19 protein-coding genes are annotated in these 15,817 nt (G+C 35.6%); 15 read left to right on the plus strand and 4 right to left on the minus strand.

From position 1 onward, the window contains the following. Positions 1–4: 4 nt before the first annotated feature. On the plus strand, positions 5–601 hold the full coding sequence (locus ABWU29_RS03265) for an RDD family protein (protein WP_015589093.1): 597 nt from the start codon (positions 5–7) through the stop codon (positions 599–601). Between the two features lie 346 nt (positions 602–947). Then, positions 948–1,622 carry a RadC family protein gene (radC, locus tag ABWU29_RS03270; protein WP_197907349.1) on the plus strand — a complete coding sequence of 225 codons (675 nt, stop codon included), beginning with the start codon at positions 948–950 and terminating at the stop codon, positions 1,620–1,622. A 171-nt stretch (positions 1,623–1,793) separates the two neighbouring features. Here the strand turns inward: radC and ABWU29_RS03280 are convergent, their stop codons facing one another. Both ABWU29_RS03280 and ABWU29_RS03285 read right to left on the minus strand, forming a co-directional pair. Beyond that, complete coding sequence (locus ABWU29_RS03280; protein ID WP_255324787.1) at positions 1,794–1,916, minus strand: hypothetical protein; 123 nt, start codon at positions 1,914–1,916, stop codon at positions 1,794–1,796. A 112-nt stretch (positions 1,917–2,028) separates the two neighbouring features. Further along, positions 2,029–5,289: a UvrD-helicase domain-containing protein gene (locus ABWU29_RS03285; protein ID WP_141456955.1), complete on the minus strand. Its 3,261-nt coding sequence runs from the start codon at positions 5,287–5,289 to the stop codon at positions 2,029–2,031. An 81-nt stretch (positions 5,290–5,370) separates the two neighbouring features. Between ABWU29_RS03285 and ABWU29_RS03290 the strand changes: the two genes are divergently transcribed. From ABWU29_RS03290 to ABWU29_RS03350, 13 genes are all read left to right on the plus strand, one after another. Continuing rightward, positions 5,371–6,237, plus strand: a complete 867-nt coding sequence (locus tag ABWU29_RS03290; RefSeq protein ID WP_353280125.1) for a 4-(cytidine 5'-diphospho)-2-C-methyl-D-erythritol kinase — start codon at positions 5,371–5,373, stop codon at positions 6,235–6,237. 3 nt (positions 6,238–6,240) lie between these two features. Then, positions 6,241–6,597 (plus strand): Mth938-like domain-containing protein, encoded by a 357-nt coding sequence (locus ABWU29_RS03295; protein WP_015589089.1) that lies wholly within the window; start codon positions 6,241–6,243, stop codon positions 6,595–6,597. 1 nt (position 6,598) lies between these two features. Then, on the plus strand, positions 6,599–7,399 hold the full coding sequence (locus ABWU29_RS03300) for a metal ABC transporter permease (protein ID WP_010962536.1): 801 nt from the start codon (positions 6,599–6,601) through the stop codon (positions 7,397–7,399). Between the two features lie 131 nt (positions 7,400–7,530). Further along, on the plus strand, positions 7,531–7,710 hold the full coding sequence (locus ABWU29_RS03305; RefSeq protein WP_010082539.1) for a hypothetical protein: 180 nt from the start codon (positions 7,531–7,533) through the stop codon (positions 7,708–7,710). 5 nt (positions 7,711–7,715) lie between these two features. Then, entirely contained in the window at positions 7,716–8,708 is a 993-nt protein-coding gene (gene holA, locus ABWU29_RS03310; RefSeq protein ID WP_015589088.1) for a DNA polymerase III subunit delta, read from the plus strand. Between the two features lie 169 nt (positions 8,709–8,877). Beyond that, positions 8,878–9,912: a Fic family protein gene (locus ABWU29_RS03315; protein WP_353280126.1), complete on the plus strand. Its 1,035-nt coding sequence runs from the start codon at positions 8,878–8,880 to the stop codon at positions 9,910–9,912. A gap of 83 nt (positions 9,913–9,995) precedes the next feature. Next, positions 9,996–10,172: a hypothetical protein gene (locus ABWU29_RS03320; protein ID WP_153801318.1), complete on the plus strand. Its 177-nt coding sequence runs from the start codon at positions 9,996–9,998 to the stop codon at positions 10,170–10,172. Between the two features lie 146 nt (positions 10,173–10,318). Beyond that, on the plus strand, positions 10,319–11,104 hold the full coding sequence (dapB, locus tag ABWU29_RS03325; protein ID WP_010962542.1) for a 4-hydroxy-tetrahydrodipicolinate reductase: 786 nt from the start codon (positions 10,319–10,321) through the stop codon (positions 11,102–11,104). Then, complete coding sequence (gene pstB, locus ABWU29_RS03330; protein ID WP_006280935.1) at positions 11,101–11,859, plus strand: phosphate ABC transporter ATP-binding protein PstB; 759 nt, start codon at positions 11,101–11,103, stop codon at positions 11,857–11,859. Before dapB ends, pstB begins: the two co-directional genes overlap by 4 nt. A gap of 78 nt (positions 11,860–11,937) precedes the next feature. Next, the gene (locus tag ABWU29_RS03335; RefSeq protein ID WP_081600753.1) at positions 11,938–12,240 is read left to right on the plus strand and encodes a transposase; all 303 of its coding nucleotides are present in this window, start codon (positions 11,938–11,940) and stop codon (positions 12,238–12,240) included. A gap of 71 nt (positions 12,241–12,311) precedes the next feature. Beyond that, on the plus strand, positions 12,312–12,659 hold the full coding sequence (locus ABWU29_RS03340) for an IS3 family transposase (RefSeq protein WP_081600752.1): 348 nt from the start codon (positions 12,312–12,314) through the stop codon (positions 12,657–12,659). A 3-nt stretch (positions 12,660–12,662) separates the two neighbouring features. Further along, on the plus strand, positions 12,663–12,824 hold the full coding sequence (locus ABWU29_RS03345) for a DDE-type integrase/transposase/recombinase (RefSeq protein ID WP_010082071.1): 162 nt from the start codon (positions 12,663–12,665) through the stop codon (positions 12,822–12,824). Further along, positions 12,817–12,981: an IS3 family transposase gene (locus tag ABWU29_RS03350; protein WP_010082072.1), complete on the plus strand. Its 165-nt coding sequence runs from the start codon at positions 12,817–12,819 to the stop codon at positions 12,979–12,981. Before ABWU29_RS03345 ends, ABWU29_RS03350 begins: the two co-directional genes overlap by 8 nt. A 91-nt stretch (positions 12,982–13,072) precedes the next feature. Here ABWU29_RS03350 and ABWU29_RS03355 read toward each other — a convergent pair whose 3' ends face one another. After that, positions 13,073–14,476, minus strand: a complete 1,404-nt coding sequence (locus ABWU29_RS03355) for an NAD(P)H-dependent flavin oxidoreductase (RefSeq protein ID WP_015588855.1) — start codon at positions 14,474–14,476, stop codon at positions 13,073–13,075. Positions 14,477–15,160: 684 nt separating this feature from the next. Then, positions 15,161–15,748, minus strand: coding sequence for a dephospho-CoA kinase (gene coaE, locus ABWU29_RS03360; protein WP_006280338.1), 588 nt, complete (start codon positions 15,746–15,748; stop codon positions 15,161–15,163). Positions 15,749–15,817: the final 69 nt, after the last annotated feature.

A 15,817-nucleotide genomic window follows, 5' to 3' on the forward strand; every position in this document is an offset into this window, starting at 1 on the left:
ATATATGTTACATAAATTTTTTAATCGTTTATTTTCTATTTTTTCTTCTATAAATGTTATTCAAAAGGTAAAGAAAGATGAAAATGGGATATGTTATGTAACGGGCCTCAGGCGCTATATATCAGTATTGCTTGATTTGATTATTATCGTTTTGTTCTTGCAGTTTTGCAGCCAAGCCTTAAATCAGCTCTTTATGAACTCAGAGGATAGCAAAATATTAAGTCAAATTGCTGCAAAATCCCCAATGCAAGCACCACTGTCTGCGGAAGAAAAGACAACGCAGAGTAGACTTATAAAATTACTAATCCTAAATCAAATAGTCCAGTTTATTATGCTCTTTTGCTATGTAATATATATGTGGGTAAAGTTTGCTACTACACCTGGAAAACTATTATTTGGGCTTAGAGTTGTGGATGCACAAACTTTCGAAAAGATGACCCTAAAACAAGCAACAAAGAGATTTTTTTCCTTTATATTGTCAGTTGCACCATTGTTCTTGGGCTTTTTATGGTCAAATTTCAACAAACGCTGTCAAACTTGGCACGATAAGATCGCAGGCACAGTGGTTGTCACGAGTAAAAGCCTTAGAAGGCAGAGCTAAAAACTACTTGACACCCTTCGCCAGCCCCTTTATCATGATACTGAAGGTATTCATTTATCTTCAATCTGTGCAGATTAAACGACAACAGTATTACGTATTGGCGTCTTATTTTTAATTTTTTGCACTATGTGCATGCACTGGGATGACACCTCTGGGCACTGCCGTCGTAAAGGAACCAGTGTTAGCTAATCGTATGACAAAGGAGGACAGTGTCTCAGCTACTTTCATGACACCATTTGCTGTCTTTAAAAATGAATGTTCTTACATTGTGCGTCATGCGCTTTATTAAATATTTTACTTAAAAATCTAATTTCTTATTATACAAGAGATAAGCAATTCATTGATGATGAAAAATTACAAAAAGGGGCATAGAAAGCGCCTAAGGGAGAAAATTATTTTAGATAATGGACAATCATTACTTGATTATGAGGTTTTAGAGCACATTTTATATTCAGCATACAGTAGAATTGATGTAAAGCCGATAGCAAAGAGTTTGATAGAAAATTTTGGCAGTTTGAATAAAGTTTTTAATGCTGACCTGGAAGCGCTGCAAAACGTTGATGATGTCAGCAATGCAGCGATATCTGCCATCTTTTGTGTAAAACAAGCCTTTGTTCGTTCTGCAAGAGAAGAAATAAAAAACCTGCCTGTAATCGATAACTGGGAAAAATTGCTTGATTATTTAAGAATAAGTATAGGAAGCCTCAATAAGGAAAATTTTCGTGTCATCTATATGAATAAAAAGTATCGTCTAATAGCGGAAGACCTGCAAAATATTGGTACAGTAGATCAAACTCCTCTTTATGTCAGAGAGATCATCAAGCGCGCACTTTTGATTGGTTCAACATCCATTGTAATATCTCACAATCATCCAAGCGGAGATACACAACCTTCAAATAGCGATATATCTCTCACTAGACAACTAGCAGAAGCTTGCCAAAGTATAGGAATAGAATTAATAGACCACATTATTATTACATTCAGTAGCTATTTTAGTTTCAAGGAAAATAGGTTGTTGTGAAAGCCTTTATAGCTACAGTAACTTAGATTTACCGACAATCGTCATTCCGCTACGTGTTAGCGGCTAAGAGATACCGTGACGGGATGACGTAGGGGTTGCCGAGAACTTGTCATTCCAGTGCTTGACACTGGAATCCAGTTTTCTTTACAAATTCACCAAAAGTGCTTCATTCTATAACGCAAAACCCATACTCACCAAACCCAATGCATTACTTGCAATTAAGTTTCCTGGATCCAAGTAGTCAGGGCACTGGGATGACACCGTCATAAAGGAACCAGTGTCAGCTACTTTCATGACACCCTTCTGGTAGGCCCAAATCGCAATGTTCGTACAGTTGTGGAATGAATCGCGGTATGACGGTTCGCGGTGGTATGACGTAGTAGCTATTTCTTGCAATCAAGTTTCGTTAAAAGTCAGATTGAATGGTTAAATCTTCCACCCAAATAACCACGCACTCTACTTGCTTGTTTGGATATATTTCTTGTACTAAGGTTTTATAGATTAACATCTGTTTTTTTATTTCATTTAATAAGGAAACAGAAACGTTACGGTGTGACTTGTAGTCAATTATGATTGCTTTATCTTGCGTTATGCATAGCCTATCTAGTCGTACTAATACTGGTTCGCCATCGATTATTCCACTCAGTGTAATCTCTGATTTGCCTCCTAAGTCAAACAAATAGCCATATTTTTCATTAAAGGCCAATATTTTACTGTAAATTTCATCCTTATCTTCACTGGTGTTGATGTTATCAAGGTATTTTCTGACCCAATTTTTTCTCCTTTCTTTTTCTATCTTGGGCATATACTGCAATATGCTGTGAATTATTAGGCCTCTTGCATAACCATCTGTCATCCCAGTGCTCTTTTTTTTGTCATTCAAGTAGCTAGACACTGGCTTTTTTTCTCTAGGTTCCAGCGTTACGTGCTGGAATGACATTGATAGGTTTGGCGGAAGAGAAATGACCGGAACGTCAAAGTAATCACGTTTTTTATAAATGTAAGGGTAGTTTGCGTTCACACATAGCACTTCAACTTTTTCTTTAAATATTGGCTGTAAGCATGCTTGTTTCTTTTCATATGATGTTCCATACTGAGTGATTAAATCATACCAAGAGCCCTTTTGCACTGGCTCTTTGCTTAAGATGTATAACTCATCTTCAGCACGCGTGAGTGCTACGTATAATAAACGCAAATATTCATTATAATCCTCTAGTTTTTTCTCTCTTTTTACTTGATCACAATAAGCATTGTTGTTTTTTCCACACCAAAATGGCACTTCCATTCCATCAAAGATGATACTTTCATTGCTTCTTGGCACCGTATTTGTATCAACCAAAAATACTATGGGAGCTTGCAGACCTTTTGATTTGTGAATCGTCATTATTCGCACAGCATTGCGTTCTGATTGCATATCATTCTTAATCTCCGGATTATTCTCCTTGATCCATTGAACAAACGCTTGAAGAGATGGGTTTTCAAATTGCAACACAAGGTTCATAAATTCGTCTAGAACCTCAAAGCACTCAAGACCTAGCCTTGCAGCAAATTTCTTCTTACCTGTGCGCAATATATGTGTAAATAGTGCAAGAGGAGACTCTATGCGAGATAAGTTAATGAGATAGTTTAATTCACTATAGATAACCACAGAATAATCCTGAATTCTTTCCCATAGTGAATGCTCTTTACGGTCGTATGCAATGTTAAATAAATCATCCTCGGTGAAATTAAATAGCGGTGATTTTAAAGCATTTGCAAGAGCTAAATCATTTGCCTGGAGGAGTAAAAATTCGGCCAAAGCTATTAAGTCCTGCACGGCTATATAGTCCATAATTCTAAAATAATCCCGGCCTACAACTGGCACATTTGCTTTTTTAAGTTCGCTTATTATGTAATCAACTAACACGTTTCGTTGTCGCACCAAAATCATAATGTCTCTTGGCTCTATATGGCGATCTTTAGCGACTAAAATCCGCCCTTCGTTTAACCAATTGTGAATTCTGTTAGCTATTGTTTGAGCAAGTAATCGATCTGCTATTGTATAACCTTCCTTGCATGTCAGAGGAATTTGTAAAGCTCGCTGTTCTTTCTCTTTGCGCCTTGGTAACGCTGGCCAAATTTCAATATATCCTTGGTCATTTTCTCTATGTGGAACATGTTTTATTTCATTATCATTAAAAGATATTTCTGCGCGGAAGTTATTAAATATTCTATCTACAAGCATCAAAACTTCTGGAGTTGAGCGAAATGACTTTTCAAGTTGGCATGATATCCAATCTCTACCACCAGTTTTCGTATGAAAGTATTGTTGCATATAGTTGAATAGATGGGGATTTGCTCCTTGAAATCTGTATATTGATTGTTTTACGTCACCAACTACAAATAAGGTTCGCTTTTCATCATTACCGGCAAAAAATTCATCGCAGAGATTTGTTATAATTTTCCACTGGCTGATGCTATTGTCTTGTGCCTCATCAACAAGGATGTGATCTATTTTTTGATCCAAGTTAAACAATATCCAATCTTTATAGTTTGGATTGCTGAGAAGATTTGTTGCTAAGCCAATTATATCATTGTAGTCAAGCAGTGCATTTTTTGATTTTTCGCTACTGTATAGATCAACATATACTTTAAATATACCAAGTAAGCTACTGGTTCTCTTGAATATTTGATAAGAGTTCATGTCTCTTATATGGGTAAATACTACATTCTGAACGCTCTCTATTATTTGCTCTGCATCTTTGAATTTCTCCAAAATACTTTTTGTTGCAATGGATGATATGCTCTTTTTTTCGTGCGATTCTGATTTTAGAAATACCTTGGCTAGGTTTTCTATTTTGGTGTCATTCCACTTTATTCCGGTGTCATCCGAGTAGCTGACACTGGTTCTTTTTTTCTGGATCCCAGCTGGGATGACAGTAGAATAAAGTATTTCACTATAACTCTGATCTCTTTTACTGCCTTCACTTAATATCTCGGCTAGTCTTCCCACGTGCTCAATTGTTTCACTCTGTAAGTCATGAATTCCATCTGGGGCGCTCAATTTATCTTTGATATATTTCGAATCATTTGCTGACATCGATCTTTTTACACATAAAGTATAAAGCAAATCGCGTAGTTTATTTTCATCAATTTCAGTTGCAATAAGGTTGATATCATCCTGCACAGTTTCGTTATGAAGCACTTTATTGAATATGATGGAATGTAATTCTTTACATTCACTCAGCGTGCAATTTGGAGCAATGCCAGCTTCTATGGGAAAGCTGGAAATTAATTTGTAACAGAAAGCGTGTATGGTTTGTATAGTTAGACCAAGATTTTCCAGTTCAGAGAAAAGCCTTCTTGCTCTTGTTAAATAATCTTTATTTTTTCTGGATCCCAGTGTCACGCACTGGGATGACAAGTAGGGGTACATCGGAAAGAAATCTAGTTGTTCCAGATCCATTATTAATTCACTATCTGAACATATTGCCCACTTACTGAGTATGCTGTGAATGCGATTCTCCATCTCGTTTGCTGCAGCATTGGTGAATGTTAAGCAAAGAATATTTCTTTTGTTTTCTAATAAAAGTCTCAATACTCTGTCTATTAAGATTTTTGTTTTGCCTGTACCAGCGGACGCATTTACCCACACAGAGAAATTAGGATTTATGGCATTTGATCTCATCAGAAGTGCGAGAACCTTATAAAAGTTGACTAGAATAGCATTATACATATAATGTAAAAATAGTGTTAGTGAAGATATATAATGAAAAGTTTTTGTGTAAAGGCGCCTGCAAAAATCAATCTTTTTTTGCATGTTGTAGACAAAAAAGAAACAGGGTATCACTTGATTGAAGGTTTATTTGTCTTTGCTAATCTCTCTAATTTTTTGGAAATAAAAGTAGGTGAGAAGGATTCTAGATACGATAACTCTACAGTTGAATTTATAAACTCCGAGTCTAGAATAAATAACCAGTATAACACTGTAATGAAAGCGGTTAATCTGCTGCTTAGGCATGCTCCTGTACGCACTAAAGTCACTGTAAAGGTTGTAAAAAACATACCAATTGCTGCAGGACTTGGTAGCGGATCCTCAGATGCTGGAGCTGTGGTACGTACGCTAGGGAAGCTGTGGGAGATTGATAGGACGATTTTAAATGAAATAGCCTTAAACGTTGGTGCTGATGTTCCCGCAAGCGTAGATAGCAAGCCAGTTTTTGTTAGAGGTATTGGCGAAGAATTATGCCACATTAAAAAATTCTCTTTACCTACAAATGTGGTGCTTGTGAAACCGAAAAAAAGGTTTTTGAGTACACCAGAGGTATTTTCCAAACATGAAGGAAGATTTTCTGAGCCAATTAAATGGAGCGATGACGCTGAAAAGGATTTGTTGAAGCTTCTTAAAGAGACGAGAAACGATCTTCAAGAAATAGCAATAAGCTTTGTACCTGAAATTAAGGATGTGATATCAACACTTGAGTCACAAGAAGGCTCTATACTTTCTCGCATGTCAGGCAGTGGTGTATCATGTTTTGGAATATTCGATAGTGAGGAAAATGCAAAAGCTGCTGCAGTTAATATCGGAAAAAAGCAACCAGAATGGTGGGTATGTGACACTCAATTAATAGTTTGACTTATGCCCTTAATTTCCGAGAATAAAAATCTTATAAATGGTTACAGGGAAGGAAAATTTTTGGTGAATAATAGAGAATATTGCGGCTCAATTATAATTTTTCCTGAAAAGGTGATTAAATTGAAAGAAAGTGATATAAATAGCAAGGAACATTTTAAATCTTTTTTAACAGAGGAAATAGAAATTTTGATAATAGGTACTGGTAAAACACGCAATATACTAAGTTCTTCAGTGAAGTCCTATCTTATGGAACAAAAAGGTTTAAATTTTGAATTTATGACAACAGGTTCTGCATGCAGAACCCATAACGTTTTAATATCCGAAGATAGATTTGTTGTCAGTTATCTAATAGCCATATAGCATGCTTACCCAGGACTTTTTCATCAATAGTCTAGTTGCAGTAGTTGTAATTAGCCTAGTAACAGGCGCTTTAGGATCGTTTATGATATGGCAAAGGTTATCTTATCTTGGTGATAGTTTGTCCCATTCTTCGTTGCTTGGTGTTGCACTTGCTTTAATCTTTAAGATTAGCCCATCGCTTAGCATAATGCTCATTGCAATTACATTTGCTATACTACTTTCTCTTAATTTTAACAGATTATATTCTGCTGATACGATATTGAACATTGTTACCAATGTAGTTTTATCATCGAGTTTAATACTTATGTCTTTTCTTCCATCTGGCAATAATAGTATTATTAGCTCACTGTTTGGTGATATATTAACGCTCGATCAAAGTGATATAGTATTGATTTTTTTAACCTCTGCAGTAGTTACTTTGATATTAATATTTAGATGGCGTTATTGGTTAATGATTTCAATTAATCAAGATTTAGCAGTAGTTGAAAAAATTAATGTTACCTTTGTTAGACTAGAATTTTTAATCACTCTTGCTATATTTATAGCAATTGCTGCCCAACTAATAGGAATATTACTCATTGCTGCATTTTTGCTAATACCAGCAGCATCTGCAAGGCTCATTTCGAAAACTCCAATGCAGATGATTATTGTTGCAACAGTTTTTTCTGTGATCTCTGGGATATCAGGTCTCATGTTATCTGCAAGTTTTGATTTGTTAACTGGACCTGCAATTATACTTGTTGCAGCGGTATATTTAATTATCGCTTATTTTATAAGGCTAGTATTAAGCAGGTTGGCTTAATTTTGATCTCGAATGTTAATAATTTTGTAATATACTCATTATAAAACATCACTATCTTAGCACAAAATAGTTTTTGCTATACTATTATTTATATGCTAATGATAAGTTGTTAATTTTATGGAGTAAGCAATATGAGCGAAGAAGGATTTTTTTCCAAATATATATCTCAACCTGTGAAAAAATTTTATAATTATATTACAGGAAAAACAGAAGAGTCAGATGATGTAGCAGGTGATGTGCATAATATTGCACAAGGAGACTCAGAGTCTTTGGATACTCATGTACAGTCAAATGAGAATGATATCATATAGATAGCATGAGGGTCACACCATCCAAAGTTAAAAAATTCCTAGAGAAACCTGATGCTTTACGTGGTGTGTTAATTCATGGAAGTGATAACAGTAGGGTTGATTTTTATGTACAAGAAATAATTGCTAATTTGGGTGAGTATTCAGTTCAGGTGATGGATTTTGCAATAGTGAATAAGTCACCCAGTTTACTGTTTTCTGAATTGGCAAACGTTTCGATGTTTACCAGCAAAAAATTAATTAAGCTGATAAATGTGAGTGGAGGTATATCCAAAGAGTTAAAAAACGTATTGGATTATAACGCAAGTGGTCACTATGTAATGATGGTAGCAAGTGATCTTCCATATAATTCTGCGACTAAAAGTTATATGGAGAGTTCAAAAATTTTTGGTGTGATTGCTTGCTATAAGGACAGCAACAGCAATCTTTATGACATTATATCAAGTTACTTAAAACAAAATGATATAAAATGCACAAATGAGATAATCTACCATTTGCAATCTTACTTTAATCATAGCAAGCTGCCTATATGTTCAGAACTTGAGAAGTTAGTTTTATACTTAGGGGAGAGAAAAGACCTAAAACTTACTGATATAGAATTATGCTTTTCAACTTCCGGCAACGACTATGCTACACTTGATGATTTATGTTCTGCCATAGCAAGTAAAGATATGTTGCGCTTCATTAGAATTTCTGATGCATTGGTATCGCAAGAAAATTTTTCACCGATAGCGCTAATTCGCATTATATCAAATTATTTCCTACGCCTTGAAAACGTTTTGCTGTCAGTGCAAGGTGGAATGAGTGAGCAGGCTGCGATTGATCAGCTAAGCCCTCCATTGTTTTTTAAACAATTGCAGAGTTTTAAATCTCATTTGAAAAGTTTGCAACTTTCAGAACTTAAGAAGATCTTGGAAAAATTGATAAGCTTAGAAGTTACCTGTAAAAAAACTGATTTAGATCATAAAATGATTTTTCAACATGCACTGACGGGTAGCTGACTACTCGGATCCAGCCTTTCTTATAATTTCATCAAAATGTTGTATTTTAACATAAAATAGCTGCTTTTATGCCTACCAAAATTCATTCTTTAGTGTGTGTCTCACAAGTATTCTTTGCTAATAGGATATTTTCGAATATAATTGAATATAACTAGATAAAAATACAGATATGTTTGACATTTCAAAAATTGTAATAACACCTGAAATGTTAAAATTAGTTGCTGAAATTGATGAATTTAAAGGAGCATGGCAATTGTTTGGTAATTTAGCTCCAGAACGTTTACAAATGCTCAAGAAAATTGCAACAATTGAAAGTATTGGTTCTTCTACTCGTATTGAAGGGGCAAGATTATCAGACCGTGAAGTTGAGCAATTACTATCCAAACTTGATACACGCTCATTTCGTTCTCTAGATGAACGAGAAATAGCCGGATATGCGTATGTGTGTGAAGAAGTATTTCAAAACTTTAACAAGATGCCATTTACAGAAAACACTATAAAACAGTTTCACATCTGGCTTTTACAATTTTCATATAAAGATCAAAGGCACATGGGAGAATATAAAAAATTCCCCAATCATGTTGAAGCGTTTGATGAATCTGGAAAAAGCTTGGGCATAGTTTTTGAAACAGCCTCTCCATTTGAGACAGCAACACAAATGCAAGAACTTATTTATTGGACTAGCCAGCAATTAGAGGTGAAATCGTTACACCCTCTATTAATTATTGGCATTTTTATAGTTACTTTTTTAGCTATTCATCCCTTCCAGGATGGAAATGGCAGATTATCACGCATTCTCACAACTTTCTTGTTACTAAAGTTAGGGTATATCTATGTACCTTACAGTTCCCTTGAAAGTAATAAGGAGAGTTACTACTTAGCTTTGCGTCGTACTCAACAATCCTTGAAGACGAGCAGCAATGATTTTAATCCATGGCTTATGTTCTTTTTAAGGTCACTACAAAAGCAAAAATTTTATCTTGAACAAAAGGTGTCACATGAAAAAGTGTTAAATCTCTATTTACCACCACTTTCTGCTGAAATACTAGCACTACTCAGCAAACATGGACGTCTTACAATTAAGGATTTGGAAAATATTACTAAAGCAAACTGCAATACCTTAAAGGAGCACGTATCTAATCTCGTAAAGAGTAATCACATTACTCAGCATGGAAAAGGCAGAGCAACCTGGTATGTAATATAGAGCTCAATAGGATATGTATTCATTTTGAATTGTTAAATTATTCAGCTATAGAATATAGATCACAGCTGTACAAACATTGTAGTTTGAGCCCACTAGATCCCAGTGCCCTATTCTTGTCATCCCAGTGCCTTCTCCTGTCATCCCAGTGCCCAGACACTGGGATCCAGAAAAGTTTGCTTGTAAGCAAGCAAACTAGCATAGAAAGTGGTTACAACGTTTTCGATGAGATTGCAGAAAGGCTAGATTCCAGACTGGAATGACATCGTTCACTATGTACCATATTGCAATAGTTGTGGTCAAGGCACTGGGATCTGAAATTGCAGTGTTCGTACAGCTATAGAATATAGATCAGAAGTGACAGAGCTTAAAAAAAGGCCTAACATTCTTAATAAACGTAAAAAGCTTTATGAAAATCAGAGTTGGAGTAATAGGCTGCTTAGGCAGAATGGGCAAAAAAATACTCAATGAATTAATTACAAATACCAAAGTGGAAATAGCAGGTGCTGTTGCCCGTTCAGGTAGTAAGTACATAGATTCAGATATTGGACCAATTATAGCCAATCTAGGAATTAAAGTTACAAGTTCTATTAGTGGCATATTTGAGTCATCTGACGTTGTAATAGATTTTACAACTAAAGAATGTATGTTAGACTGCCTTAAAGCAGCTGTAAAATTTAAAACACCGCTGGTTAGTGGCACAACTGGAATAGAAGGTGTCGATTTGAAAGAATATGCTGCTGAAGTTCCAATATTATGGTCAGCAAATATGAGTGTTGGGGTTAATGTGTTGCTGAAATTGGTAAAAAAAGCTGCTGAGCTTTTAGGTAATGAATATGACGTTGAGATTTGGGAAATGCATCATAACTTAAAAAAGGATTCACCATCTGGAACAGCTATAGAACTTGGCAAAACAATTGCTAACGCTTCAAAAGTGGATTTTCAGTCCAATCAATATTTACATAGTGGTTCAAACATAAGGAAAAAGGGGGGAATAGGTTTTGCAGTATCTCGTGGAGGTGGAGTAATAGGAGATCACAGCGTGATGTTTGTTAATTCTGATGAACGGATAGAACTAAACCACAAAGCAATTGATCGCACAACATTTGCTAGAGGAGCTGTTCAAGCAGCAGTATGGCTATACGAAAATAAAAGAGAAATTCCGGGGCTCTATTCAATGCAGGATGTGATATGAGCAATACACGTGCCTCTGTTAAAGATTTAAATCTCTGGTACGGCTCTAAGCAAGTTTTATTCGATATAAATTTGAATATTTATAAAAGAAAAGTTACTACTTTTATCGGACCATCCGGGTGCGGTAAATCAACATTTTTGCGTTGTTTTAATCGTATGAATGACTATGTACCAGGTTGCAAAACTGTTGGTGAATTAGATATCGATGGGCTGGGTGATATATATTCACGCGATATGGATGTTGTACTACTTAGAGCAAAAGTTGGTATGGTATTTCAAAAGCCAAATCCTTTTCCAAAATCAATATATGATAATGTTGCTTGTGGGCCAAAATTGCATGGTATGGCGAAGGATAAGCAAAAATTGAATGAGATGGTGGAAAATAGTTTAACCAAGGTTGGTTTATGGGAAGAATTGAAGGACAGATTGCAAGATAGCGCACTCAATTTATCCGGTGGCCAACAACAGAGGCTATGCATCGCTCGCGCAATTGCAGTGAAGCCAACTATTTTATTAATGGATGAACCGTGCTCTGCTCTTGATCCAATGGCAACCAATGCAATCGAAAATCTTATACAAGAGCTGAAATTAAGATTTACTATAATTATGGTGACTCATTCAATGAAGCAAGCTAAAAAGTTATCTGATAGTGTAATTTTCTTTCATAATGGCAGAATTGTTGAGTCTGGAAGCACTCAAGAAATATTCGAAAATGCTCAATCTCCCTTAACAAAGGAGTATATCCTGGATCATTAAATTTCTGACCTTACCCAGAAAAAGTGGAGAGAAAGAAAGGAGTTTTTTCGGGTAAAATAAAATTTTGGAGGATTAGAAATGGTAAGAGAATATACAGCAGAATTCAAATTGGAAGCTGTTAAACTGGCAAATGAACAAAGAAAGGCAGGTCAAACAATTACAAAAATAGCAAGAGATTTAGGAATAAAGGGTGGTTTATTAGGAAAATGGATAAAGAAACACAACGAAAAAAAGTCGGCAGCAGATGCATTTCCAGGTAGAGGTAACATGGCTCCTTACGACAAAGAGAGGTTTGATTTACAAAGCAAGAGTAACAAGGGAAAGAGACATTTAAAAAAAAGCCCTGGCCAGTCAAAAAGAGTAAAATATTTTTTTATATAGTAACTGCTATAAAGTACAGGAATTATGTAGGATTTTCTGCTAGTGGCTACTATAAGTGGACTACAAGAAAAATAAGCAGTAGAGAATCAGCAAATAAAGAGCTACTCGAAGCTATTCAAAAAATATATCAAGTTTCTAAATGTAGATATGGAGCTCCTAAAATTTATGCTGAATTGAAGGCTTTGGGTAAAAGTTGCAATTTGAAAACGGTGCAAAGTATTATGCAGAAAAATGACATCAGGGCTATACTGAGAAGAAAGTTTAAAATTAAAAAACAACAAACAGATAATAGAGCTGTAGCTCCCAATATACTAGATCAAAACTTTATTGTTGATCAACCAAATAAAGTATGGGATTACTTACATCAAAACCAAGGAGGGATGGCTATATTTGGCAGCAATAATTCTCACGTATGGTAGTTAATGAGTAGTGCAATAAATAAACAATTGGTTATGAACTCTTTATTAATGGCCATTAATAGGCGTAAACCTGTTAAAAATCTACTGCTGCACAGTGACCAAGGTTCACAATATACTGCGCAAGGGTATCAATATCTCTTAGCTGTAAAGAATATAGATGAGTAATAAAGGCTGTTGTTACGACAATTCTGTTGCAGAAAGCTTCTTTAGCTCATTGAAAAGAGAAATACTTATTGATACTTCACAACACTCTGCTCAACAAACTAGAACTGCAATATTTGAATACATAGAAATTTTTTATAACAAACAACGTCACTATTAACTATTGCGTTCCAGAACAATTTGATGCATCATTCTTTTTGTAAAAAACATTCCACACTTTCTCTCCACTTTTTCTGGGTAAGGTCACTGACTCAATACCCAGTCAATATCCTTTCCACCAGTTCTTTTACTGCCGGTACGTAGCCATTCTCATAAAATGGATCTTGCTTAAATTTGTACACATTGTGCCCGGAAAACATGAGTTCGTTCTCAATATCACCATCGTGTATAACGTTTTGCAGTGTTTTTTGTATGCAAAAACTACGCGGATCTGGCTTTCGTCCTGTTGAATGGTCACCATGATCTTTCCAATTGCTAAACAAACAATGGCTCAAACATCCCATACAATTGATTTGATCTTCTCTTATTTGTTTAAATTTATCTGGCGTCACAAAAATAACAGTTGAATCTGGGGTTTTCATTGCTTCTGTGTACCCTGCTTTAGTCCATGTATTTGCCAGTTCTTTGTCTTTTGCAGTAAGGTAGATCTTTCTACCTCTGCTACCCATTGCAAATTCATTATTAAATTCTTCGCTAGCATTTTCTGAAAACTTTATTTGACGTGAATTCCGTTCCTGCAACTCACGTATGAAGTTATTTTTTACTGCAGATGAGTAAAACCCTGTTGGACTGAATTTATTTAAAAATACATCACCTTCTTCTAAAGTGAGTAGCTTCTTTTTCCACTCTGCAGAAATTGGGCTTTCTTTCGTCAAAAGTGGACGAGTGCCAAACTGAAAAGCTATTGGTCCAATTTGCAGATTGTTAAACCAATGTTCCCAATCTTTCAAATGCCACACTCCTCCTGCCATAACAATTGGTGTTTCTGAAAGACCGATCTCGTTCATGAAAGATCTAAGCTCTGCAACTCTTTCAAATGGAGCCTGTGGTAGCTCTGGATCTTCACTGTTACTGAGTCCATTGTGCCCTCCAGCAAGCCATGGATCTTCATACACTACTCCACCAAGCAAATAGGAAGATATTCTTTGGTAAGCACGCTTCCATAATGCTTTAAAAGCACGCACCGATGAGATAATAGGGTAATAATAAACCTGATATTTAGCTGCAATTTCTCCAAGCCTATAAGGCATACCAGCACCGCAGGTAATACCATGAATCAAACCTTTCGCTCCTTCTAATATGCCATGAAGCACGCGTTCTGCTGCTCCCATCTCCCAAAGTACATTCATGTGTATTCTTCCATGACCTTTTGATATTTCATTTGCTATTCTTGCCTGACTAATTCCAGCTTCAATACTATACTCAATCAATTCACTATGCTTTTCATTTCTTGTTTTGCCTTTATAAATTAGTGGCACTAACTTGCCATTATCATCAATAAGCTTAGCATTTGCACCAGAAAATGTACCCACAGCATCTGCTGCAGCAAATGCTCCGCTTGATCTTCCATCACTAACTGCAATGCCTTTGCCGCCCTCGATGATTGGCCACACTTCCTTTCCTGAAATTACTATCTTTTTTATCTTATTTTTCAAAACTTCCTCGCAATCTTTCACTCTATTTTACTTAATTACTAAAAAAATGATAGCTGTTTATTTTTTCTTGTATCATTAAAGCTTCTATAGCTACTCATGCTGTTGTAGTTTGAGAGCAGTTCCCATCGGAAGGGTGTCATTCCAGTGCTTGACACTGGAATGGCTTTGTTGCATCGCTAGCTATGATGGATTAAAGATAAAAAAGATAGGGAATATCAGTAGCTTATTATTCTGGTATTTATAACAAGAACGGTCAATGAATACCTAAATTTGAGTAAAAGAAATTTCACTACCATTTACCAATCCGGCTAAAATTCAAGAATTTCAATGCTTTAGCTATTTTCAATAGAATTAAATTTATTAATATAAATAACAAATTACTATTCTTAAATTTGATCAGATTGATTGCAAAAAAACAAGATTTTCAATAGGTTGCTTATAATCCTAACTATAGTTAGCCTTTCATAAGTAGCGATGCAACAAAGCCCACTGGAATCCAGTTTTTGATCAAAAATGTTGCTATAGTGCACAATCAATTTTCCTGGATCCCAGTGTCTGGGCACTGGGATGACACCATAGGGGGCTACTTGGATGACAGGGGAGGGAGGCTGCTGGGATCCTGACAACCGTCATCCCGCTGCTTGTTAGCGGGATCTAGAGATACCGCGGCGGTATGACGTAGAGCTACGTGTTCAGGTTTAATGAATCCACTATATCTTTTACTTGAGAAAAAACATACTCTTTGCTTACACTGGTATCGATAATAAAGTCACTCATCTTCCTTTTCTCCTCAATAGATAACTGAACATCGGAGATTAGATTAAGCTTTTCTTTATCTATGTTGCGTTCGTTAAGTCTTTGAGCTTGCACAACGCTATCTGCATGAACAAAAACAATAAGGTCGCAATATAAATAAAATTTTGTTTCTAATAGAAGTGGCACATCTAAAACTAAAAGTTTTCTATCGATCTTTTTTTCCTTGGCAATAAAAAATTCTAATTCACGCAGCACAGCAGAGTGAACCAAAGATTGAAATTGTTTCCAATTTTCATCGTAGGCTAAGAAATATTTAGACAGTACTGTTCTATCTATTTCACCATTTACTACCACTCCAGGAAAATTTTTCTCTGCATAACTTATTATGCTTTTATCCACTTTATAAAGTTGGTGTACAACAGAATCAGCATCAAATACAACAGCACCAAACTCTTGAAAGCAATTAGCTACAAAGCTCTTTCCTACCCCAATTCCGCCTGTTAGACTTATAATCATATAACAAAATACATTCGACTTCTTTTGAAACTATAGCTAAGGTTTCTCTATATATATTAACTAGATTTT

Source organism: Wolbachia endosymbiont (group A) of Phasia obesa, assembly GCF_964028125.1.
GTDB classification, from domain to species: Bacteria; Pseudomonadota; Alphaproteobacteria; order Rickettsiales; family Anaplasmataceae; genus Wolbachia; species Wolbachia pipientis.